Origin of the sequence: Halomonas chromatireducens (assembly GCF_001545155.1) — a bacterium.
In the GTDB taxonomy this organism is placed as follows: domain Bacteria; phylum Pseudomonadota; class Gammaproteobacteria; order Pseudomonadales; family Halomonadaceae; genus Halomonas; species Halomonas chromatireducens.
This window is the reverse complement of sequence record NZ_CP014226.1, coordinates 2,333,182-2,353,718: the sequence shown is the minus strand read 5'-3', so window position 1 is coordinate 2,353,718 and position 20,537 is coordinate 2,333,182. Positions and strand designations below refer to the sequence as shown.

Genomic DNA, 20,537 nt, shown 5'->3' with positions numbered 1-20,537 from the left:
TCATTCGATGATATCGCCGCGCAGCAAGTAGCGACAGATAGCCATGGTGCTGACGAAGCCGAGCATGGCGATCAGTATCGCCGCCTCGAAGTAGGTCTTGGTATTGAGCCAAAGCCCCAGCATGACGATCAGTGCGATGGAATTCACATAAAGGGTATCCAGCGCCAGCAGGCGATCCGGGATGTCCGGGCCGATGGCCAGCCGGTAGACATTCATTCCCATGGCCAGCACGATCAGTGCCAGGCCTATCATCAGGGCAGTATCTAGCATTCGAAGATCTCCTTGAGCGGCCGCTCATAGCGTTCGCGGATCTCGCGTACCAGCTCCTGCTCCTCATCCATGTCGAGTACATGAATCAGCAGGGACGAGCCATCCAGGCGGATATTGGTGGATACGGTGCCTGGCGTCATGGTGATGGTATTGGCCAGTAGCATGATGACCAGCCGGTCCTTGACCTCGAGCGGGTATTCGACGAAGCCTGGGTGTGGCTCCCGCCGGGGCAGGAGTATCAGCAGGCTGACGTGGACGTTCGCCTTGACGATATCCCACATGACGACGATGACAAACCAGGCCAGCTTGATCGGGTGCTTCACCCGGGGCAGGGGCTCCCAGAAGCCCTTTGTCAGCAATGGAATTCCCACGGCCAGGAAGGTGCCCAGCAGAAGCTGGCCTGGCTGGATGCTGCGTACCATCAGCAGCCATACCACCAGCAAAACCAGTGAGAGGGTGGGGGTGGGCAGGAAGCGTCCCATTGCTCTCATGGCGATTCTCCGGTGTCTTGAATCAGCACGATCTGTTGTGTGGGGTCGTCTCCCAGCAACTGGCGAATCGGCTCCTGGGGATTGGCCAACTGTTCGGCCGTCGCCTGCGTGTAAGCGCTCACTGGCCCGCCGAAGATGACCAGCAGCGGGGCACTGGCCAGTAGCCACAGCACTCCGATCAGCTGGGGCCGGCTGATCTTGCCAGCGGTGACCTCGCCCTTGTAGCTGGCCCAGAAGAAGACCGACCCCGCTCGGGACATGGCGATAAGCGCGCACAGGCCGGCGAGCAGCAGCAGCGGCCAGAGCCAGAGTCGCTCACTGCCTTCCGCGGCCTGCATCAGTAGCAGCTTGCCCAGTGCGCCGGCAAGAGGCGGTAGGCCGGCAACCGCCACGGCCGCCACCAGGAACAGGCCGCCAAGCAGGTGGCGCTGATGCAGGCGACGGGCACGAACCAGGCGCGTACCTGCCTTACCGCGCTGCTGCCCGATCATTTCGGCGATCAGGAACAGGGCACCGCAGATCAGAGTAGTGTGGGGCAGGTAGTAGAGCAGGGCGGTGGTCGCCGCTGTCGTGCCAAGCGCAGCCCCGGCCAGCAGTGTGCCCACCGAGACGAGTACCAGATAGGCGATCAGGGGGCGCATGTCGCGAGCCGCCAGCACGCCGACCGCCGCCAGCACGATGGTGGCCAGGCCCGACCACCACAGCCAGGCGGTGATGCCGCCAGCTGCCGGGCTGTCGACGAAAATCATCGTCTGGACGCGGAGGATTGCGTATAGCCCTACCTTGGTCATGATGGCAAACAGTGCGGCAACCGGGGCTGGCGCCGCCGAGTAGGTGCGCGGCAACCAGAAGTAGAGCGGCAGCAGCGCCGCCTTGAGGCTGAACACAACCACCAGCATCAGGGCACCGGCAGTGACCAGGGCTGCCTGGTCGCCTGACATGGTGGCTACGCGGCGCGCCATGTCAGCCATGTTCAAAGTCCCCGTGGCACCGTAGAGCACTCCCAGCGCAATGAGGAACAGCGCCGAGCCGGCCACATTGAGAATGACATAGTGAAGGCCGGCACCGACGCGGGCCTTGCCACCGCCATGCATCAGCAGCGCGTAGGAGGCCAGCAGCAAGATCTCGAAGAAGACGAAGAGGTTGAATAGATCGCCGGTGAGAAAGGCGCCGTTCAGGCCCACCAACTGGAGCTGGAAGAGTCCGTGAAAGTTGCTGCCCTTGGTATCGTCACCGGCGCTGGCGAAGAGAATGCAGCCCAGGGCCAGCACGGCGGTGAGCATCAACATCAGGGCCGAGAGCCGGTCGAGCATCAGCACGATGCCGAAGGGCGCCTGCCAGTTGCCCAGGCTGTAGAAGGTCAACTCGCCGCTGGCGGCGTGGCTGAGCAGAAGCAAACTGACCGCGACCAGGGCTGCGGTGAGCGATACGCTGATGCGGCGATGGGTGGCAAAGCTCGCCTTGCCCATCAGCAGGAGAGCCAGGGCGCCCACCATCGGCAGCAGAATGGGCAGAATGATGAGGTGCTGATTCATCGGCCCACATCTCCCTCTTCACCCTGCTGGCCATCCACATGGTCACTGCCCAGCTCACTGCGGGCGCGAATGGCCAGGATCACCACGAAGGCGGTCATGGCAAAGCCGATGACGATGGCGGTCAGTACCAGGGCCTGGGGCAGGGGATCGGTAGGTGAGATCGACTCGCCGATGACGGCTGCTGCATGGGTGTTGAGTCCGCCCATCGAGAACAGGAAGAGGTTGACGGCGTAGCCGAGTAGGGCCAGGCCGACGATGACCGGGAAGGTCCGGCCGCGAAGTAGCAGGTAGAGGCCGCTGGCAGAGAGCACGCCGACTACCAGCGAGAACAGGGCTTCCATCAGCGTTCCTCCAGCGTCGGGCGGTGCATGGTGGTCACTCGGCCCAGGTTGATCAGGATCATCAGGGTGGCGCCGACCACCGCCAGATAGACCCCGAGATCGAAGAGCATGGCCGAGGCCAGCTCGATCTCGCCGATCAGCGGAATATGGAAATGGCCGAACGCCGAGGTCAGGAACGGGTAGCCGAATAGCCAGCTGGCAAGGCCTGTGGCCACGGCGATGGCCAGGCCGGATACCGCCACCACCGGATAGGAGATCGGCAGGCGCTGCCGTGTCCAGTCATGTCCGCGGGCCATGTACTGCAGGATCAGGGCCACGGAAGTGATCAGCCCAGCAATGAAGCCGCCGCCGGGCTGGTTGTGGCCGCGCAGGAAGATGTACACCGACACCAGCAGCGCCAGTGGCAGCAGTATCTGCGCCACTACCGCAAGGATCATGGGATGGCGATGCCTCGACCAGCGGATACCCTCCAGGTTGCCCGAGGGCATGAACAGCCGCATGCGGTTGAGCAGCTTGAAGGTTGCAAGGCCAGCCAGGGTCAGCACGGTGATCTCGCCCAGGGTATCGAAGCCCCGGAAATCCACCAGGATGACGTTGACCACATTGGTACCGCCACCGCCAGGCAGGCTCTCGCGCAGGAAGTAGTCGGCGATGGTCAGCGTCTCGCGGGTGAGAAGGGCATAGTTGAGCATTGCCACGACCACGCCCAGGGAGGCGGCCAGGATCAGGTCACGCAGGATCCGTCTTCCCGAGACGAGCAGGGGTGGGCGCTGGGGCAGGAAGAACAGTGCCAGAATCATCAGGATCATCGAGGCAACTTCCACCGACAGCTGGGTCAGCGCCAGGTCCGGGGCGGAGAAGCGCACGAAGGTGAGCGAGACGGCGAGGCCCACCACCGAAAGCATGAGCAGTGAGACCAGCCGCCAGCGATGGCTCAGGGCACTGCCGATGGCGCCAAAGATCATCAGGCTGGCTCCCACGATCATCATGCCATCCAGCGGCTGCAGCCCCAGTTCGCCGGTGAGGGTCTCTAGCCGGGTCAGGCCGATCGCGGTCATGACCAGGGCGCAGAGAATCAGAAGAGCCTGGTAGCGTTGCAGCGAGCCGTTCTCCAGCCTCAGGGTCAGCCAAAGGGTGATCTTGATGATGCGTTGTATGGCGGCCTCGAAAATGAGCCCGGCATTACGGGAGGGAAAGAGTGCTGCAAGGCTGGCAAAGTAGCGCTGGTGGCGCAGTACCAGGATACCGCCCGCCACTGCGGCAAGACTCATCAGCAGGGGAGCGTTGATGCCATGCCACAGCGCCAGGGTGAACAGCGGTGTGGTCTCGCCCTGGACCGCCAGGCTTGCTGCATTGACCAGCGGGGCGGCCAGCGTCATGGGGAACAGGCCTACCAGCAGGCTCATGGCGGCCAGGAAAAGTCCTGGGGCCAGCATGCCGCGCGACGGGTCGTGGGCCTGAATCGGCGGCTGGGCTTTCTGCTCTCGAGTCAGCTTGGGCTCGGCGAAGAAGAGGCTATAAATCAGTCGTACTGAATAGGCGACCGAGAGCATGGCAGCAACCACCACCAATAGCGGGATAACCACGCTGAGTGCGCCGAGCAGGCTATTTATCAGGCTCTGTTCGAACAGCATCTCCTTGGAGAGGAAGCCGTTGAACGGGGGGAAGCCGGCCATGGCGGAGCCCGCGAGGATCGTCATGGTGCCGGTCAGCGGCATCATCGACCACAATGCGCCCAGGCGATCGATATCCCGGGTGCCGGTTTCATGATCGATGATGCCCACCATCATGAACAGCGCCGCCTTGAAGGTGGCATGATTGAGGATATGGAACACGGCGGCCACGATGGCCAGCGGGCTGCCCAGTCCCAGCAGCAGGGTGATCAGGCCCAGGTGACTGACCGTGGAGAAGGCCAGGATGCCCTTGAGGTCGCGCTCAAGCAGGGCGAACCAGGCGGCATAGAGCATGGTGGCGAGGCCGACCAGGGATAGTGCAATGGCCCAGAGCGCCGTATCACCCAGCGCCGGGTTTAGTCGCGCCAACAGGAATACGCCGGCCTTGACCATGGTGGCCGAATGCAGGAAGGCCGATACCGGAGTCGGTGCCGCCATGGCGTGGGGCAGCCAGAAATGGAACGGGAACTGAGCCGACTTGGTGAAGGCGCCGAAGAGCACCAGCACCAGAATCAGCGGGTAGTGGGCCGATGCGCGTATCGCATCGCCAGCGGCCAGGACGTCACTTAGGGCAAAGCTGCCAACGATCTGGCCGATCAGCAGGATGCCCGCCAGCAGCGCCAGCCCCCCGGCGCCAGTCACGGTGAGCGCCATCCGCGCACCACGCCGGGCGTCGCTGCGATGGCCCCAGAAGCCGATCAAAAGGAACGACGAGATACTGGTCAGCTCCCAGAACAGCCACAGCAGCAGCAGGTTGTCGGCCATGGCAATACCCAGCATGGCGGTCATGAACAGCATCATGTAGGCGAGAAAGCGACCGTCATCCTCTGCAGCGCTCAGGTAATATCCGGCATAGAGCAGGATCAGGCTGCCGATGCCCAGGATCAGCATGGCAAACAGCAGCGTCAGGCCGTCGATTCGCAGCGCCAGGTCGAGCCCCAGCAGGGGCATCCAGGATATCTGTAGACTGACTACCTCACCGGCGAAGACAGCCGGGGCATGCATCAGCACCAGGCCCAGCGCCAGCAAGGGGGCGATCAGGGTGGCGGCGACGCAGGCCTTGCGCCCATGACGGGAGGTCATTACCGGCACCAGGGTGCCAATAATGGTGAGAAGAGGAATCCACAGCAATGACATTGGTGGTTCATCCATTCTGGCGGTGGATCGGGTGAGACTGCGCCACGTTCGGGAGAGCGGGCGTGGCGTGGAATGCGCCTGCTCACCACGAGGCTCATCGGAGCGATCGAGGATCGCCTGACTGGCGCGTTGGGAGTCACGAATGAAGAAACGGAGGGAAATCGCTATACTACCAAGCCGTTTCGCCGAGCGGTCTGTACCAGTTGCTGCCAGCTGCGGCGCTGAGTTTAAAGCTTTTGCGGTGCAATATACAGTCTGTAGAGGTCGTAGGGAGCTTATCAATTGGGCGTAAAACCGCACTCGGAGATGGCGACGGAAAACCTTTTCAGACGGTGTTCATTTGCACGTTCGAAGCGCGCTTGTCAAAGTGGCAGCGGCGCGCCACACACCTGTCGTGCGTGGCACGCCAGCGAGTTCGCCTGCCGTCTATCGAGATAGGCGCCAACAAGGTCTCAAAGACGCCGGTACCCCCTGATGGAAGATCGACCATGAAGAGAGCTGCATGATGCAACTAGCCGTGCTTTCGGGTTTCGTGCTCGCCGCCTTTTCCCCGCTGCTGCATCGCTGGTTCGGGGAGCGTACGAGCTTCGTGCTGGCCGCATTCCCGGCTGCCCTGTCCCTGGGGTTCCTGTCCCTCATGCCTGCGGTGATGAGTGGGGAGACGCTGACTTTCGGCGTAGAGTGGGTGCCTTCATTGGGCATGAGCCTGACTTTCGTTGTCGATGGGCTTTCGCTGCTGTTTTCCCTGTTGATCACGGTGATCGGTACTTTCGTGCTGATCTATGCCGGCGGCTATCTCAAGGGCCATCCCGATCTGGTGCGTTTCCATATCGCCCTTGTGGCTTTCATGGTGTCGATGCTTGGCCTGGTCCTGGCCGATGGCCTGATCACGCTGTTCGTCTTCTGGGAGCTGACCAGTATCACCTCCTACCTGCTGATCGGCTTCAATCATGCTGACCTGGAGGCGCGCAAGTCGGCCCGTCAGGGGTTGTTCGTCACCTTCGGCGGTGGGCTGGCGCTGATGGCGGGGCTGGTGATGCTGGGTATTGCCGGCGGCAGCTGGTCGTTCGCCGAGCTGGGCACCATGGGTGACGTGCTGCGTGAGCATGACCTCTATGCACCGCTGCTGATCTGTCTGCTGCTGGGCGCCTTCACCAAATCGGCCCAGTTTCCGTTTCACTTTTGGTTGCCCAATGCCATGGCGGCACCCACACCGGTGTCGGCCTACCTCCACTCGGCGACCATGGTCAAGGCTGGGATCTACCTCATGGCGCGACTGCAGCCGAGCCTGGGCGGCACCGAGATGTGGGTCGGCATCCTCTCGGTGGTGGGAGCCATCACCATGTTCACCGGCGCCTTCCTGGCCATTCGCCATACCAATATCAAGAAGTTGCTGGCCTACTCAACGATCATGGCACTGGGAACCCTGACCATGCTGCTGGGTATCGGCACAGAGGGTGCGCTCATCGCCTTCGTCACCTTCCTGCTGGCCCACTCCCTCTACAAGGGCGCTTTGTTCATGGTGGCTGGCATTCTCGACCATGAGACCGGTACCAAGGACGTAAGCGCCATGGGAGGGCTGCGTTCGCTGATGCCGGTCACGGCGCTGGTAGCCATGATTGCCGCCCTGTCGCTGGCTGGTGCGCCACCGCTGTTTGGCTTCATTGCCAAGGAACTGATGTTCGAGTCGGTTCTCGAAGCCGGTGCCTTTCGCTGGTTGATCCTGCTGCTGGCCTTCTCGGCGGCGTTCCTGACCATTGCCGTGGCCGCCATCGTGGCATTACGGCCCTTCTTCGGCGAGCGTCGCTCAACCCCGCGGGTGGCTCACGAGGCGCCGGTCTCTATGCTGCTTGGTCCTGCCGTGCTGGCGGTGCTCTCGCTGCTGCTCGGCCTGGTCCCGGTGCTGGCCGGCATGGGGCTGCTCACTGCTGCCGCCTCGGCGGTGATGGGCGAGCCGGTCACCGTCTCGCTGGCGCTGTGGCACGGCATCAACCTGCCCCTGATCATGTCGTTGGTCAGCCTGGTCCTGGGCTACGTGGTGTTTCGCCACTGGGATCGGGTGCGTGCGCGCCTGGCAAGGCTCGACCCGCTTATCGCGCGGGGGCCCGAGGCTGGCTATGAGGCCTTCATGCACTGGATCACCGTGGTCTCCGACTGGCAGACCCGAATCCTGCAAAACGGCTATATGCGCAACTACCTCATGGTGATGGTGCTGACGCTGATCGCGCTGATCGGTAACTCCTTGCTGCTGCGTCACTCCCCGGAGATTGCCTTCCACCTCGACGTCCGTTTCCACGAAGTGGTCGTGGCGGCGATGATGGTGATGGGGGCGCTGTTTGCCGCCATCACCCGATCGCGGCTAAGCGCGGTGGTATCGGTGGGCATCATGGGCTTCTCAATCGCCCTGATCTTCATCCTGTTCAGTGCGCCCGACCTGGGCATTACCCAACTGCTGGTGGAAACCCTGACCGTGATCCTGCTGGTGCTGGTGCTCTTCCGCCTGCCACGCTTCGCCAGCCTGTCGACTCCCCTGGAGCGGGTGCGCGATCTTCTGGTGGCGGGCACTGTCGGTGTGCTGATCACCCTGCTGGTGTTGACGGCCTGGGGAATCGATCAGTTCGTGCCCATCTCGGGCTACATGATCGAAAACAGCGTACCGCTGGCCCATGGGCGCAATATCGTCAACGTGATCCTGGTGGACTACCGGGCGCTGGATACTCTGGGTGAGATCTTCGTGCTGGCTCTGGCGGCGATCGGTGTCATTGCCATGCTCAAGCTGCGTGCGGCAGAGAAACCCAAGCCCGCGACGAAGGAGAAGGAGTCCGCCGATGGTTAAGTCAGGCACCTTGATACTGCACACCGCCGCTCGGATACTGATGCCGCTGCAGCTGCTGTTCTCGGTGTTCCTGCTGTTGCGGGGACACGATGAGCCGGGCGGGGGGTTCATTGCCGGGCTGGTGGCTGCCGGCGCTTTCACCCTCTACTTGTTCGCCTTCGGCGTGAGTGCCACCCGGGAGGTGCTTCGCATGGTCGATGCCCGTGACCTGATCGGCATGGGCCTGTTGTTGGGCATGATCTCGGTTTTTCCAGCCTGGTTCATGGATCAACCCTTCTTGACCGCCCAGTGGTGGGAGATTCCCGGCATCGACTTCAAGGCATCGAGTCCATTGATTTTCGATGTGGGGGTCTACCTGGCGGTGCTGGGGTCGGTGCTGGCCATGGTCATGACACTGATGGAGGTGGACAAGGATGAACCTTGATCGTAACGGCGTTGCCGACGTCGCCCCGTCAATTCGAGCTGGAGGTGCGTTATGGAGCCGGTGATGGCCGTGGCCATTGGCCTGCTGTATGCGTCAGCGATCTTCTTGATGCTGCGTCGCTCGATCGTCAAGCTGGTGATCGGACTGATGCTGCTCTCCAATGCCGCCAACCTGTTGATCTTCACTTCGGCGGGCATGACCCGTGGGGCGCCACCCCTGATCCCCGAGGGGCTGACAGCGCCCCTCGGCCCGGTGGCAGATCCCTTGCCCCAAGCGGTGGTGCTCACCGCTATCGTAATCGCCTTCGGCGTGCTGGCCTTTGCCGTGGTATTGATCCGTCGTGCCTACGAGATCGTCAAAGCCGATGACCTGGACAAGATGAAGGAAACCGATACGTGAGGCCTGAAGTTGCACTGCCCGTTCTCCTGCCCTTGCTGTCGGGTGCCCTGTCGCTGCTGTTCTGGCGCTCGCGACCCACGCAGCGCTTCATCGCCGTGGCCGGCAATGTCGCGCTGCTGGGCGTGTCGCTCTGGCTGCTGGTTTCAGTAAGCCTTGATGACTATGTGGTGATCCAGATGGGCGGCTGGGAGGCCCCCATCGGCATCACCCTGGTCGCGGATATGCTCAGCGCGGTGATGATCGTGCTGACCGGTATCATTGGCCTGGCGCTGGCGGTCTATTCGCTGGCCTCCACTGGCCCCGGCCACGAGAAGTTCGGCTACTATCCCCTGATGCATCTGCTGCTGGCCGGCGTCGCCGGTGCCTTTCTCACCGGTGATATCTTCAACCTCTATGTCTGGTTCGAGGTAATGCTGGTGGCCTCCTTTGCGCTGCTGATTCTTGGCGGCGAAAAGGCGCAGATGGAAGGGGCGATCAAGTACGTGACCCTCAACCTGCTGGCGTCGGTGATCTTTCTTACCGCCATCGGTCTGACCTACGGGATGGTCGGTACGCTCAACATGGCCGATATCGCCCAGCGCCTGGCGGCGGCCGAGAACCAGGGCATGGTCGAGGTGCTGGCGGTCATGTTCATGATCGCCTTCGGCATCAAGGCGGCGGCCTTCCCGCTGTTCTTCTGGCTGCCGGCCTCCTATCACACGCCTCCGGTGGCGGTCTCGGCCCTGTTTGCAGGCTTGCTCACCAAGGTGGGCGTCTACTCCTTGTATCGCGTCTTCACGCTGATGTTCGACCAAACCCTGGGCTACACCCAGGATCTGCTGCTGTGGGGTGCGGCGCTAACCATGGTGACCGGCGTGCTCGGGGCCGCGGCGCAGTTCGAGTTCCGGCGCATTCTCTCTTTCCATATCGTCAGCCAGATCGGCTACATGATTCTCGGGCTTGCGCTGTTCACGCCACTCGCCATTGCCGGCGGGATCTTCGCGGTGATGCACAACATCGTGGTCAAGACCAACCTGTTCCTGATCAGCGGCATCACCCGTCGACTCCAGGGAACCTATGAGCTGAAGAAGATGGGCGGGCTCTATCGTGAGCGCCCCTGGCTGGCCGTGGCCTTCTTCCTGTCGGCCTTTTCCCTGGCCGGCATCCCGCCGCTTTCCGGCTTCTTCGCCAAGTTCGTCCTCATACGCGCCGGTATCGAGGCTGGCGCCTACGTGGTCACCGGTGTTGCCCTGGCGGTCGGTCTGATGACGCTTTACTCCATGGTCAAGATATGGAACGAGGTGTTCTGGAAGACCCTGCCCGAGGATAACCTGGTGCCGGTGGAGCAGGTCGTGGTGGGGGACGATAGCCGCATGGTGCCGGCAAGCCTCTGGCTCATGTACCTTCCGGTGGCGGTGCTGGCGCTCTTTGCCCTGTTGATTGGTCTGTTCGCTGAACCGCTGATGGTTGCCATGAACCAGATCGGCGATCAGTTGATGAACCCTCAGGGCTATATCGAGGCAGTGCTGGGGGGGGATGCCGGAATCGACGATGTGCTTGTCGAGACGCCTGACGAGGAGATGACGCCATGACGGGGGCGATATGGAATCTGCTGCTGGCCCTGGCCTGGGTCATTCTCAGCGGTGACTTCTCGGGCACGAACCTGGTCATCGGTCTGGTGTTCGGCTATGTCACGCTGGTGCTCATCGAGCCCCAGGTGCCGGCTCTCAAGGGCTATCCGGTCCGCATTCCACGTATCCTGCGTTTCCTTGGCTTCTTCATCAAAGAGCTGGTCCAGGCCAACCTGCGTGTCGGTTTCGACATACTGACGCCACCCTGGCACATGAAGCCGGGGGTGATTGCCATGCCGCTGGAGGCGCGTACCGAGCTCGAGATCACCATGGTCGCCAACCTGATATCCCTGACGCCGGGTACCCTGAGCCTGGATGTCTCCGACGATCGCAAGGTGCTCTACATTCATGCCATGTTCCTCGACGATGAGGAGGAGCTGCGCCGTAACCTCAAGGAAATGGAATGTCGTGCCCTGGAGCTGTTCCGCTAAGTTCGATGATGGTGAGGTGGTGATGTGGATACCGTAATCCTGATCAGCCAAGTGCTCATGAGCCTTGCCCTGATCCTGGCCTTCGTGAGGGTGGTTCGCGGCCCCAGCCTGCCCGACCGGGTGGTGGCGCTGGAGCTGTTCGCCAGCATCGTGGTGGGCCTCGTGGGTGTCTATGCCATAAAGGTGGACGTATCAAGCTTTCTGGATGCCGCCATCGTGATCGCGCTGATGGGCTTTCTGGCTGCCATCGGCTTCGCCCGTTTCCTGGAGCGAGGAGGGCCGAGGGATGATTGAGATGATCAAGGGTTTCCTGATTCTCACCGGGGCGGTGTTCATGCTGCTGGCAGCGCTGGGCATTCTGCGTCTGCCCGACCTGCTGACTCGCATGCATGCCACGACCAAGGCGGCCGCCCTGGGAGTGATCCTGATCATGCTCGCCGTTGCCTTGCATTTCGGCGAGGTGGCGGTAGTGGCCCGTGCCTTCGCCATTATCGTCTTCGTGATCATGACAGCGCCGGTGGCGGCACACGTTATCGGCCGGGCCGGCTATTTCGTGGGCTCGAAGCTCTGGTCCGGTACCGTGAAGGATGAGCTGCGGCCCAACTACGACCCGCTGACCCACGAGTTGAAGAGTGGTCTCGAGACAGAGGCCAATGCGGTGCATCAGCCCCGGGACAGAGACCCCACGTGAGCGTGCAGTGATCAGTGGCAGGGGCCAGAAATCGACGATCCAATGGCTGATGAGGCTGGTTTCGCCAGCGCTTCTGAGCCATCATCATGGTCGTTCAATGCCAAGGAATGCCGACATCATGATGCGCCAGATATTACCCGCAACCTTCCTGGTTGCGCTTCTCGCAGGATGCCAGAGCGGCCCGGTTCAGGAGGCGTCAGCCGCCGACCGCTCACCTGAGGTTGCCAGCGGACAGGCTGCCAGCGAGCAGGACGTCGAGACCTCACCGGAGTCGTCGGCCGACGACCGCTCCAATTCCGAAGCGGCGCCTGCCGACTTCAATGCTTGGCTGGCAAACTTTCGCCGCGAGGCCCGCTCTGAAGGCATCAGCGAGAGAACCCTGGCTCGGGCGCTGGATGGAGTCCGTTACCGGCCAAGGGTGATTGAGCTGGATCGTTCCCAGCCAGAGTTCGTGCGCCCCATTTGGCAGTATCTGGATAGCGCCGTCTCTTCAGCTCGTATCCAGCAGGGGCGTGCCAAGCTTGCCGAGCATCGCGATACCGCCCGTCGCATGGAGGAGCGCTATGGCGTGCCGGCGGAGATCATCGTCGCGATCTGGGGTATCGAGAGCAACTACGGCGGTAACTTCGGTGACTTCTCGACCCTGGAGGCGCTGGCGACGCTAGCTTTCGATGGACGTCGGAGCGATTTTGCCCGCGGTGAGCTGATGGCGGCACTGCGTATCATAGAGACCGGGGATATCCCCCCTGAGCGCATGGTCGGTTCCTGGGCCGGGGCCATGGGCCACACCCAGTTCATTCCCTCCAGCTTCGAAGCCTATGCGGTGGATGGCGATGGTGACGGCCGTCGTGACATCTGGGGCAGCATTCCCGATGTCATGGCATCGACTGCCAACTATCTCGCCCGCGCCGGCTGGCAGACGGGTCAGCCCTGGGGTGTGGAGGTCCGGCTGCCGGATGACTTCGACTATGCCCAGACCGAGCTGACCACCCGGCGTGCCAGTCGTGAATGGGCTGCCCAGGGGGTGCGTGGCGTCTCTGACGGTGCGCTTCCCGAGTTCGCCGAGGCCTCGGTCATTGCACCGGCTGGTGCCGACGGGCCTGCCTTCCTGGTGGGTCCCAACTTCCGGGCCATCCTGCGCTATAACAATGCGACCAGCTATGCCTTGGCGGTGGGCACCCTGGCCAACGAGATCGCCGGCCGGAACGGTATCCACGGGAGCTGGCCGCGGGGGGAGGAGCCACTGTCGCGCAGCCAGGTGCGCGAGATGCAGCAGGCGCTCAATGCTCGTGGCTTCGATGTCGGGACGCCGGATGGCATCATGGGGCCCAACACTCGGCGTGGCCTGCGCAGCTACCAGCGATCGATCGGTGTCACTCCCGATGGCTTCGCCACGGTCAGCCTGTTGCAACGCCTACAGCGCTGATTCGGCCGACAATGAAAGCGCAAAGCCCCACCCGAGAGGGGTGGGGCCCAGCAATCAGCTTTCCTGTTGCGCTTTGCATGTGTGGCATTTCATTGTGGTACCCGAGAACAGGCCGCAGCGGCCCTGGCGTCCGGTGGGAGCAGGTCAGTCGTTGTTGGTCCAGTTGTTGAGCAGGTCGCTGACGGCGCGGCCGGCTCTCTCGGCCCCCTCCTGGGTGCGTTCCCAGGCGCTTTCGGCTCCCTCGCCGATGCGGTCGGCGCCTTCACGTGTCTGGTGCCAGGCGCTTTCGGCACCTTCGCCGGCAGTGTGCCAGGCATCTCGCGCACGTTGGCGAGCCATATCCCACCAGTCCTGATCGTAGCGTGGCATCGCACCCAAGGCGTCTTCGTTGGCATCGACCAGCACGTCATGGGTGGTGTCACCATCTTCTTCATGGTTTACCAGCCGGTAGTGGTCATTGGTGATCACAAGGTAGTCGCCATCCTGCCCCACATCCTCATGGGTGCGTATGATCAGAGCATGGACCTGCATGTCGTCACCGAGGAGAATATCGACGATCTCACTTGGCTGGCTGTCCGGGGCGGCTTCGAAGTATACCTCGGCATCGAGAATCGCCCTGTTGGAATACAGCCCCTGAGGATCGAACTGGGCGTGAGCCCCGGCAACGGTCAGCCCGCCGACCAGCAGACCAATCGAGGTGGCAAGTACCGTCCTTGCAAAGCTGCGGTGTGTCATACAGTGTCCTCCTTTTCCATGATGACGCCTTCAGTGTAGTAGATGTCCCTAAAGTGTGTTGTACGGTAACGGCATGCAGGGAAATGAAGCAGCTTGTTCTTATGCTGGCATTCCGGGGAAGCAGCGCTATTCTTGTGGGTTTCGACAGGGAGATGTCATGAAAGGATATGTATTGTCGTACCGGACGGCGTGGCTCCGGAGGCGATTCGTGCAGGCGCTTGGGGGTTGGCTGCTGTTTGTCCTTGCCCCCGCCGCAATGGGGGAGGAGGTCTTCGGCTGGGTCGAGAAGGCGACCCTGGAACCTTGGGGGGTCGAGGTGAAGGCCAAGCTCGACAGCGGCGCGCTTACCTCGTCGCTCGATGCCCGTGATATCGAACGCTTCGAAAAGGAGGGCGAGGAGTGGGTGCGTTTTCGCCTGGAGCTCGTGGACGAGGCCAGCGGGGAGACGTTCTCCGAAACGCTGGAGCGGCCGCTTTACCGCGACATTCGCGTGCGTGGTGCGGGCGGCCGCGACGAACGGCTGGTGGTACTGATGAAAATCTGCCTGGGGCGAGCCGTCTATGAGGAGCAGGTCGGGCTGCGCAACCGGGAGGAGATGCACTATCCGCTGCTGCTGGGGCGGCGCACCATTGGTCATCTGGGGCTGCTCGACGTGACCCGTACCTTCCTCAATGCGGCCGAGTGTGACGAAGATACCGAGGTGAAGCGCTACGACAGCAATGGTGAAGAGAGAGAAGGGGGCGGCGACGAGACGGAATGACGCGCTAGAAAAGCCGGGCCAGCAGCGCGGTCACTGCGGTCTCAACCCGCAGGATCCGCGGCCCCAGGTGTATGCCCTCGCAGCCGGCCTCGAGGAGTCGCTCCACCTCGAAGGGAATGAACCCTCCTTCGGGGCCGACCACTAGCACGACCGGTTCGTCTATGCCCCGAGGGCAGGCCTGCGGCATCCCCGGGTGTGCCAGCAGGCCACGCCGGGTCTCGAGAAGCCCCGGCAGCACATCCTCGACGAAGGGTCGAAACCCCTTGGCGAGATTCACCTTGGGCATTACTGTGTCCCGGGCCTGCTCCAGTCCCAGCACGAGATGGCCGTTTATCTTGTCAGGGGCGAGTTCCGGCGACTGCCAGTAGCTCTTTTCCACTCTTCTCGAGTGCAGCAGCGTGATCGTCTTCACCCCAAGCGCCGTGACGTGCTCGAGGCTCCTGGCCAGCATCCGTGGACGCGGCAGTGCTAGAACGAGGTGTACCGGCAGCGGCGGCGGAGGTGGCGTGTTCAGGGTGGAGAGGGCAAAGCGTGCTTCCTCTTCATCAAGTGCCAGCAGTTCACCACGGCCGATTCCCCCGCCTGCCACACCCAGGGTCATGGAATCTCCGATTCGGGCGCGATGCACTTCCTTGAGATGGCGCAGGCGGCGAGGGTCTCGAATGCACGCCTGTTGGCCATGTTCAATGTCACCGGGGGCTAGCAGGATCAGATTCATCGGGTCTCGTTAATTCGGTTCGATTTGCAAGGACGGTGGCGCGATGCACAATAGCAGCAAAGGGCAAGCCTGCCTTTCAAGAACAAGGAGTGCCATCGTGCGCGTGATTCGCAAGTATGCCAACCGTAGGCTCTATGATACGCAACAGAGTCGCTATGTGACGCTTGAAGATCTGCGTCGTCTGATCCTCGACGAAGAGCCATTCCGAGTCGAGGACGCAAAAAGCGGCGAGGACCTTACCCGCACCATCCTGCTGTCGATCATCATCGAGCAGGAGCAGGCGGATGGGGATTCCGAAGTCTTCTCCAACGACTTGCTGGCCCAGTTCATCCGTGTCTACGACATGGCTCAACCGCTTCCCCTGGCGCGTTATCTTGAGCAGGGGACACAGTTGATGCTCGAGCAGCAGCAGCGCATGCAGGATCAATGGCAGCAGGCCATGCGGCATTCGCCCATGGACCTGATGCGCGAGATGGCAGAGGAGAATATGCGTTTCTGGCAGAAGACCATCGGCCAAGGGCAGGCCAACCATGATGACAAGCCCGATCAGAAGGACGAGGATCCCAAGAAGTCCTGAGCGGCGCGCGTCGACGGTGGCTTTCTGACATAATGCCGCTTTGTTTTCCACGCCCGTTTTTTCACGAGGTCCGGCCTGCCCCCCCGGCCAGGTCTCGTCTGAGCCCGGTTTCACCCAGTCAGCGATAGGTAGTGTAGCGGATGAAGGTATTGATCATCGGCGGCGGTGGCCGCGAACATGCCCTGGCCTGGAAGGTCGCCCAGTCGCCTCGCGTCGAAGATGTTTTCGTGGCCCCCGGCAATGCCGGTACCGCCGGAGAAGCGGGCGTGGCCAATATCGCCATCGATGCGGTCGACCTGGATGGCTTGGTGACGTTCGCTAGGGAAGAAGCCATCGACCTGACCATCGTTGGCCCGGAGGCGCCGCTGGTCGCGGGCATCGTGGATCGCTTTCGCGAGGCGGGCCTGGTCATTTTCGGTCCCACCGCCGGGGCGGCCCAGCTCGAAGGATCGAAGTCCTTCACCAAGGACTTCCTGGCGCGCCATGCCATTCCTACCGCTGCCTACCGCACCTTTACCGAGGTCGAGCCGGCACTGGCCTATCTGGCTGAGCAGGGCGCACCCATCGTGATCAAGGCAGATGGCCTGGCGGCGGGCAAGGGTGTCATCGTTGCCATGTCCCTGGGCGAGGCGGAGGCAGCCGTACGTGACATGCTGGAGGCCAATGCCTTTGGCGACGCCGGGGCCCGGGTGGTGATCGAGGAGTTCCTCGAGGGTGAGGAGGCAAGCTTCATCGTCATGGTCGATGGCAAGAGCGTGCTCCCCATGGCGACCAGCCAGGACCACAAGCGGGCGCTTGATGGCGACGAAGGGCCCAATACCGGTGGCATGGGCGCCTACTCGCCGGCACCGGTGGTGACCGAAGCGGTCCACGAGCGGATCATGCAGGATGTGATCATGCCCACGGTTCACGGCATGGCGGCGGAGGGGCATCCGTACAGCGGTTTTCTCTATGCGGGTTTGATGATCGACGTCGAGGGCAACCCCAGGGTCATCGAATACAACTGTCGCTTTGGCGACCCGGAAACCCAGCCGATCATGCTGCGCCTGCGGTCAGACCTGGCCGAGCTCTGCCTGGCCGGGGCGAACGGGGAGCTGGCGGGACAGACCTGCGACTGGGACAGTCGAGTCGCGGTGGGGGTGGTGCTGGCGGCCGGAGGCTATCCGAGTGAGTACCACAAGGGTGACATCATCGAGGGGCTCGAGGCGGCGGAAAACACGGGTTGCAAGGTATTCCATGCCGGTACGGCCGAAGACGACGGGGGCAATGTGGTCACCGCGGGCGGGCGAGTGCTCTGTGTCACGGCCCTGGGTGATGGCGTATCCCGGGCGCGCGACCTGGCCTATGAAGGGGTTGACGCCATTCGCTGGCCGGATATCCACTATCGCCGCGATATCGCACATCGGGCAATTTCCCGTGAAAAGCAGGCAGGCTGATCATCGCCTGCCTGTACTGACCGACAACAAGAAAACAGGGAGTGAGGATGGACCGCATCAAGCTGGTATTTCCCGAAGCGGCTATCGTACACCGTCAACCATTGTCGGTGCGCATTACCGACATGAACTACGGCCGCCACCTTGGACACGACACCCTGGTTTCGCTGCTCCACGAAGCGCGCATTCAAGCATTTGGTGCTCTCGGGCTCACCGAATGGGACATGGGCGGCTATTCCAGCGTGGTGGCAGACCTTGCCGTGCAATATCAGTCCGAGGCGCGCTGGCCCGATGCCCTGGTGGTAGAGACGGCGATCCCGGCACCGACCGGCAAGGCAATTGTCGTCTATCATCGCGTGTGTCATGCCGAAGGCGGTCGGCCGGTGGCTACCGCGCGTCTTAACGTCGTGCTGGTCGATCCTGCCCAGGGGCGCAGCGTCGCGATACCCGATGCCGTGTACCAGGCCATTACCGGGGCGGAGAGCGCCTGATGTCGCGCGAGTATCCAATCATTGCCGTGACGGGCTCCTCCGGGGCCGGCACCACGACGGTGAAGCGAACCTTCGAGCGGATGTTTGCCAGGGAGGACGTGCATGCCGCCATCGTCGATGGCGATGCCTTCCATCGTTACACGCGGGATGAGCTGGCGCGCATCTTCCGCGAAGAGCCCGAGCGCAAGGACGAGCTGTCCCACTTCGCCGTGGAGGCCAACCTGCTGGACCGGCTCGAGACACTGTTCCTGGAGTATGGCGAGCACGGCACCGGTACCTTTCGTCACTACATCCACGCCGAAGACAAGCAGATGATCGAGGCCGGCTACCGGGTCGGCACCTTCACCGAGTGGCAGCCGCTGCCCTGTGGTACCGATCTGCTCTTCTACGAAGGGCTGCATGGCGGTCTGGTCACCGCCGAGCACGATATTGCCCGGCACGTGGACCTGTTGGTGGGTGTGGCGCCGACCATGAACCTGGAGTGGATCCAGAAGATCGATCGCGACATCAAGATGCGCGGCTACTCCCAGGAAGCGGTCATCGATACGATCCTGGGGCGCATGGGTGACTACGTGCGCTACATCCAGCCGCAGTTCTCCCGCACCCATATCAACTTCCAGCGCGTGCCTACGGTGGACACATCCAATCCCTTCGAGGTGCAGGACATCCCCAATGACGCCGAGTCCTTCGTGGTGATCCGCTTTCGTGACCCCTCCACCGTGGATTTTCCGTGGCTGCTGGCGATGATCCAGGACTCTTTCATGAGTCGCCCGCACACATTGGTCGTACCTGGTGCAAGGATGTCATTGGCCATCGAGCTGATACTGGCGCCGCTGGTGCGTCATCTGCTGGCACAGCGGCGCTTTCGCTGAGCGCCGTTTGGCTCTTATCTTCACGACAACAGGAGCATGAGATCGATGGATTGCCTGTTCTGCAAGATCATCAAACGAGAGATTCCCGCTGATATCGTTTACGAGGACGAGCATGTCCTCGCGTTCAACGACATCAATCCCCAGGCGCCCACCCACATCCTGATCATACCCAAGCAGCACATCGCTACCTTGAACGACATCGAAGAGGCTGACCTTGCCCTGATCGGCCGGCTCCAGTACACCGCGGCCCGGTTGGCGAAGGAGCGTGGCTTCGCGGAAGAAGGGTATCGCGTGGTAATGAACTGCAATGACCAGGGTGGACAAACGGTCTATCATATTCATATGCACCTGATGGGCGGTCGACGCTTTACTTGGCCGGCTGGCTAGCCGGCGCTTTGCGATGAGAGTCGCGCGCGTCGAGGCGTGCGACGCATCAGGTGCATACCGCAAACGCCACCCGTCAGGGTGGCGTTTGCGTAGCCGACAGCCGGCGCTACCGGGATGAGAGTCTCGGCCGGGCCAACTTTGTGATTCGTCTGTGCTGAAACGAGGGTGTCATGAGCCGCAAGCTGACCCATGCCGATACGCTGATTCATCAGTTCGATACCGTACTGCGCACCCTGGTGCCCCACGCTGCTCGCTCGTCGCGACCGTCACCGGTCACAGCGGACATCGACGATGACCCCATGACCTTGGACGAGCGCCGCCACGCCGCTGGGCTGATGCGCGTCAACCATACCGGCGAGGTGTGTGCCCAGGCGCTCTACCAGGGGCAGGGATGCACCGCCAAGCTACCCGAGGTGCGGGAGCAGATGGAGCACTCGGCCCAGGAGGAGATCGATCACCTGGCCTGGTGCGATGAGCGACTGCAGGAGCTGGGTGGCCGTACCAGCCTGCTCAATCCGCTGTTCTATGCGGCTTCCTTCGGGCTAGGCGCCGTGGCCGGCGCGGTGGGCGATCGTGTCAGTCTCGGTTTTGTCGCGGCGACCGAAGAGCAGGTGGGCAAGCATCTGAACGAGCATCTGGAGACTCTGCCGCCGGGCGACCACCGCTCCCGGGCCGTGCTGCGCCAGATGGCCATCGACGAGGCACACCATGCCCAGCTCGCGCTGGAAGCCGGCGGTGCCCGTTTTCCTGCGCCGGTCAAGTTCGGCATGTCATTGATGTCCAAGGTGATGACCAAGAGCGTCTACCGGATCTGAACGTCATCCTTCGACTGGCCCAGAGGCCAGCCTAGGCCAGTCGGCGCCTTCAGGCATCCACGATGGTATAGGAGTGGCTGATGTCAACGCCGCCCTTGGCCAGCATGATGGAGGCGCTGCAGTATTTCTCGGCGGAGAGTTCCACGGCGCGCTTCACCTGGCTCTCCTTCAGGCTGTGGCCTGCCACGGTGAAGTGAATGTGGATCTTGGTGAAGACCGCCGGCACGGCATCGGCGCGCTCGGCCTCCACCTGTGCCACGCAGTCGGTCACCGCGGCACGCGACTTGTCGAGTATCTCCAGTACGTCGAAGGAGGCGCAGGCACCCATCCCCATCAGCAGCATCTCCATGGGGCGAGGGCCGGTGTTGCGGCCGCCATGGTCGGGGGGGCCATCGATGACCACGCTGTGGCCGCTGCCGGATTCGGTCACGAACTGACGACCATCGGTCCATTTGACGCTGGCTTTCATGATGCGGGATTCCTTC

At 62.4% G+C, this 20,537-nt stretch carries 23 protein-coding genes; 15 read left to right on the top strand and 8 right to left on the bottom strand.

From position 1 onward, the window contains the following. The 5 genes from LOKO_RS10910 to LOKO_RS10890 are packed head-to-tail and all read right to left on the bottom strand — an operon-like array spanning window position 1 to window position 5,447. The gene (locus tag LOKO_RS10910) at window positions 1–270 is read right to left on the bottom strand and encodes a K+/H+ antiporter subunit F (RefSeq protein WP_066448897.1); all 270 of its coding nucleotides are present in this window, start codon (window positions 268–270) and stop codon (window positions 1–3) included. Then, a complete protein-coding gene (locus LOKO_RS10905; RefSeq protein WP_066448894.1) occupies window positions 264–761 on the bottom strand; it encodes a Na+/H+ antiporter subunit E in 498 nt (165 codons plus the stop codon). Before LOKO_RS10905 ends, LOKO_RS10910 begins: the two co-directional genes overlap by 7 nt. Continuing rightward, window positions 758–2,296 carry a monovalent cation/H+ antiporter subunit D gene (locus LOKO_RS10900; protein WP_066448893.1) on the bottom strand — a complete coding sequence of 513 codons (1,539 nt, stop codon included), beginning with the start codon at window positions 2,294–2,296 and terminating at the stop codon, window positions 758–760. Before LOKO_RS10900 ends, LOKO_RS10905 begins: the two co-directional genes overlap by 4 nt. Then, window positions 2,293–2,637: a Na+/H+ antiporter subunit C gene (locus LOKO_RS10895; RefSeq protein WP_066448891.1), complete on the bottom strand. Its 345-nt coding sequence runs from the start codon at window positions 2,635–2,637 to the stop codon at window positions 2,293–2,295. Before LOKO_RS10895 ends, LOKO_RS10900 begins: the two co-directional genes overlap by 4 nt. Further along, the gene (locus LOKO_RS10890) at window positions 2,637–5,447 is read right to left on the bottom strand and encodes a monovalent cation/H+ antiporter subunit A (protein ID WP_066448890.1); all 2,811 of its coding nucleotides are present in this window, start codon (window positions 5,445–5,447) and stop codon (window positions 2,637–2,639) included. The genes LOKO_RS10895 and LOKO_RS10890 overlap by 1 nt, the downstream gene beginning before the upstream one ends. 505 nt (window positions 5,448–5,952) lie before the next feature. Here LOKO_RS10890 and LOKO_RS10885 point away from each other — a divergent pair. The 8 genes from LOKO_RS10885 to LOKO_RS10850 all read left to right on the top strand — a co-directional run bounded on the left by LOKO_RS10885 (window position 5,953) and on the right by LOKO_RS10850 (window position 13,264). Continuing rightward, window positions 5,953–8,283 carry a putative monovalent cation/H+ antiporter subunit A gene (locus LOKO_RS10885; RefSeq protein ID WP_066452325.1) on the top strand — a complete coding sequence of 777 codons (2,331 nt, stop codon included), beginning with the start codon at window positions 5,953–5,955 and terminating at the stop codon, window positions 8,281–8,283. Next, on the top strand, window positions 8,276–8,707 hold the full coding sequence (locus tag LOKO_RS10880) for a Na+/H+ antiporter subunit B (protein ID WP_043512876.1): 432 nt from the start codon (window positions 8,276–8,278) through the stop codon (window positions 8,705–8,707). Before LOKO_RS10885 ends, LOKO_RS10880 begins: the two co-directional genes overlap by 8 nt. Before the next feature lie 51 nt (window positions 8,708–8,758). Further along, window positions 8,759–9,106, top strand: a complete 348-nt coding sequence (locus tag LOKO_RS10875; RefSeq protein ID WP_066448887.1) for a Na+/H+ antiporter subunit C — start codon at window positions 8,759–8,761, stop codon at window positions 9,104–9,106. Further along, window positions 9,103–10,677, top strand: coding sequence for a Na+/H+ antiporter subunit D (locus tag LOKO_RS10870; protein WP_066448884.1), 1,575 nt, complete (start codon window positions 9,103–9,105; stop codon window positions 10,675–10,677). Before LOKO_RS10875 ends, LOKO_RS10870 begins: the two co-directional genes overlap by 4 nt. Further along, on the top strand, window positions 10,674–11,147 hold the full coding sequence (locus LOKO_RS10865) for a Na+/H+ antiporter subunit E (protein WP_066448881.1): 474 nt from the start codon (window positions 10,674–10,676) through the stop codon (window positions 11,145–11,147). The genes LOKO_RS10870 and LOKO_RS10865 overlap by 4 nt, the downstream gene beginning before the upstream one ends. Window positions 11,148–11,171: 24 nt before the next feature. Then, a complete protein-coding gene (locus tag LOKO_RS10860) occupies window positions 11,172–11,441 on the top strand; it encodes an MrpF/PhaF family protein (RefSeq protein WP_066448879.1) in 270 nt (89 codons plus the stop codon). Next, complete coding sequence (mnhG, locus tag LOKO_RS10855) at window positions 11,434–11,838, top strand: monovalent cation/H(+) antiporter subunit G (protein WP_066448877.1); 405 nt, start codon at window positions 11,434–11,436, stop codon at window positions 11,836–11,838. Before LOKO_RS10860 ends, mnhG begins: the two co-directional genes overlap by 8 nt. Before the next feature lie 118 nt (window positions 11,839–11,956). Further along, entirely contained in the window at window positions 11,957–13,264 is a 1,308-nt protein-coding gene (locus LOKO_RS10850; protein ID WP_083517550.1) for a lytic murein transglycosylase, read from the top strand. A gap of 144 nt (window positions 13,265–13,408) precedes the next feature. Here LOKO_RS10850 and LOKO_RS10845 read toward each other — a convergent pair whose 3' ends face one another. Beyond that, window positions 13,409–13,999 carry a hypothetical protein gene (locus LOKO_RS10845; protein ID WP_066448875.1) on the bottom strand — a complete coding sequence of 197 codons (591 nt, stop codon included), beginning with the start codon at window positions 13,997–13,999 and terminating at the stop codon, window positions 13,409–13,411. 256 nt (window positions 14,000–14,255) lie between these two features. On the opposite strand from LOKO_RS10845, the gene rloA3 reads away from it, so the two are divergent. Next, window positions 14,256–14,759: a retropepsin-like aspartic peptidase RloA3 gene (rloA3, locus tag LOKO_RS10840; RefSeq protein WP_235589021.1), complete on the top strand. Its 504-nt coding sequence runs from the start codon at window positions 14,256–14,258 to the stop codon at window positions 14,757–14,759. A 4-nt stretch (window positions 14,760–14,763) separates the two neighbouring features. Here rloA3 and LOKO_RS10835 read toward each other — a convergent pair whose 3' ends face one another. Further along, the gene (locus tag LOKO_RS10835) at window positions 14,764–15,477 is read right to left on the bottom strand and encodes a 16S rRNA (uracil(1498)-N(3))-methyltransferase (RefSeq protein ID WP_066448873.1); all 714 of its coding nucleotides are present in this window, start codon (window positions 15,475–15,477) and stop codon (window positions 14,764–14,766) included. 97 nt (window positions 15,478–15,574) lie between these two features. Here LOKO_RS10835 and phaR point away from each other — a divergent pair, with 97 nt between their 5' ends. The 6 genes from phaR to coq7 all read left to right on the top strand — a co-directional run bounded on the left by phaR (window position 15,575) and on the right by coq7 (window position 20,052). Continuing rightward, the gene (gene phaR, locus LOKO_RS10830) at window positions 15,575–16,054 is read left to right on the top strand and encodes a polyhydroxyalkanoate synthesis repressor PhaR (protein WP_066448871.1); all 480 of its coding nucleotides are present in this window, start codon (window positions 15,575–15,577) and stop codon (window positions 16,052–16,054) included. Window positions 16,055–16,194: 140 nt separating this feature from the next. Then, a complete protein-coding gene (gene purD, locus LOKO_RS10825) occupies window positions 16,195–17,490 on the top strand; it encodes a phosphoribosylamine--glycine ligase (protein ID WP_066448869.1) in 1,296 nt (431 codons plus the stop codon). Between the two features lie 47 nt (window positions 17,491–17,537). After that, on the top strand, window positions 17,538–17,978 hold the full coding sequence (locus tag LOKO_RS10820) for an acyl-CoA thioesterase (protein WP_066448867.1): 441 nt from the start codon (window positions 17,538–17,540) through the stop codon (window positions 17,976–17,978). Beyond that, entirely contained in the window at window positions 17,978–18,850 is an 873-nt protein-coding gene (locus tag LOKO_RS10815) for a phosphoribulokinase (protein ID WP_066448865.1), read from the top strand. Before LOKO_RS10820 ends, LOKO_RS10815 begins: the two co-directional genes overlap by 1 nt. Window positions 18,851–18,895: 45 nt before the next feature. After that, window positions 18,896–19,237 carry a histidine triad nucleotide-binding protein gene (locus LOKO_RS10810; RefSeq protein ID WP_066448862.1) on the top strand — a complete coding sequence of 114 codons (342 nt, stop codon included), beginning with the start codon at window positions 18,896–18,898 and terminating at the stop codon, window positions 19,235–19,237. A gap of 170 nt (window positions 19,238–19,407) precedes the next feature. Then, the gene (coq7, locus tag LOKO_RS10805; protein WP_066448859.1) at window positions 19,408–20,052 is read left to right on the top strand and encodes a 2-polyprenyl-3-methyl-6-methoxy-1,4-benzoquinone monooxygenase; all 645 of its coding nucleotides are present in this window, start codon (window positions 19,408–19,410) and stop codon (window positions 20,050–20,052) included. A gap of 49 nt (window positions 20,053–20,101) precedes the next feature. On the opposite strand, the gene LOKO_RS10800 is transcribed toward coq7, so the two are convergent. Next, window positions 20,102–20,521 carry an OsmC family protein gene (locus tag LOKO_RS10800; protein WP_066448857.1) on the bottom strand — a complete coding sequence of 140 codons (420 nt, stop codon included), beginning with the start codon at window positions 20,519–20,521 and terminating at the stop codon, window positions 20,102–20,104. Window positions 20,522–20,537: the final 16 nt, after the last annotated feature.